This window comes from Halopseudomonas oceani (genome assembly GCF_002903165.1).
Taxonomy (GTDB): Bacteria; Pseudomonadota; Gammaproteobacteria; order Pseudomonadales; family Pseudomonadaceae; genus Halopseudomonas; species Halopseudomonas oceani.
The window spans coordinates 1-1227 of record NZ_PPSK01000057.1 but is presented as its reverse complement, the minus strand read 5'-3'; the positions used below and the strand labels follow the sequence as shown (position 1 = coordinate 1227).

Below are 1227 nucleotides of genomic sequence, written 5' to 3'. Positions count from 1 at the left end.
GGGTGGGTTCAAGCGATCAATGCAACACAGCTATGAAGGCGTTCAGCGGGGGTATCATACCCCAGCGTTTTCCGCGGTCGTTCATTGAGTTGGCGTGCGATTTCATCAAGCTCAGTTTGTGAGTACACAGAAATATCTTCTTTTCTCGATAGATATTCACGCAGCAAGCCGTTCGTATTCTCGTTGGTACCGCGCTGCCAAGGGCTTCTGGGGTCGCAGAAGTACACTTTCACCTCTGTGGCCAGCGTGAATTTTTTGTGGCCTTTCATTTCCACGCCCCGATCCCAAGTGAGAGACGCGTACAGCTCTTTAGGTAACCGCAGCACTTGCTCCGCAAGCGCTGCGGCGACTTCATCGGCCCTCTTATTATCCAGCTTGACCAGCATCAGGTAGCGGGTTTGGCGCTCAACCAGGGTGGCAACCTGGCTCTGATTGGCGCCATGAATCAGGTCACCTTCCCAGTGCCCAGGAACAGCCCTATCTTCAATTGAGGCAGGACGTTCACGAATTGAGATGGCATCTGGCATGCTATTTCTTGCGGGCTCATACACACGCGAAGTACGTGAGCCTCGCATGGCCTTTTTCGAGCGCAGATACTGCTGTAACTCCTTTTTCAAACTTCCCTTGGCTTGGATAAACAGGCTCTTGTAGATCGTTTCATGGGAAACGCAATCGAGCATATTTTCTGGGCTCATCTTTTTTAGCCAGCCGGCAATTTGTTGAGGTGACCAACGCATCTGAAGCTTCTCGACGACCCTATCGCGCAAACTGGAATTACTCGAGAGCTTGCAAGCCTTTGGCCGCTTTGCTTCAACCCAAGCACGACTATCAGCCAAAGTAGCGCGATATTCATTTGAACCGCCGTTGCGTGTTATCTCGCGACAAATGGTGGATGGAGAGCGGTCGAGCTGACGCGCGATTGCACGAATCGACATTTGGGCTGCCAAACCACGAGAGATGTCCTCTCGTTCGACCAACGATAGAGCGGTGGTTGAGCGGCAACGTTCACGCGGTCGAATACCACCGTTTACCTGAAGAAGTGCGTTGACGGAGGACCGCCCTCGACCCACGGCTTTCCCGATATCCCGATGCGGTTGCCCTTGTTTATAGCGCGTCCAAATATCGTTTTGAGTCTCTTGCGAGAGTGGGACACAGATTCGTTTGGTCATGCAGCACTCCATCTTCGGGCAGTACAAAGATAACGTGTTGCATTGACTGCTTGAACCC

The 1227-nt window shown here is 52.4% G+C and carries 1 protein-coding gene; it reads right to left on the bottom strand.

Going from position 1 to position 1227, the window contains the following annotated elements:
- Positions 1 to 8 precede the first annotated feature (8 nt).
- On the bottom strand, positions 9 to 1169 hold the full coding sequence (locus C1949_RS19205; protein WP_104739965.1) for an IS30 family transposase: 1161 nt from the start codon (positions 1167 to 1169) through the stop codon (positions 9 to 11).
- Positions 1170 to 1227: the final 58 nt, after the last annotated feature.

Bases quoted from the DNA above. Each gene is read 5' to 3' on its own strand.
- C1949_RS19205 (WP_104739965.1), bottom strand. From the start codon at position 1,169: ATGACCAAACGAATCTGTGTCCCACTCTCGCAAGAGACTCAAAACGAT.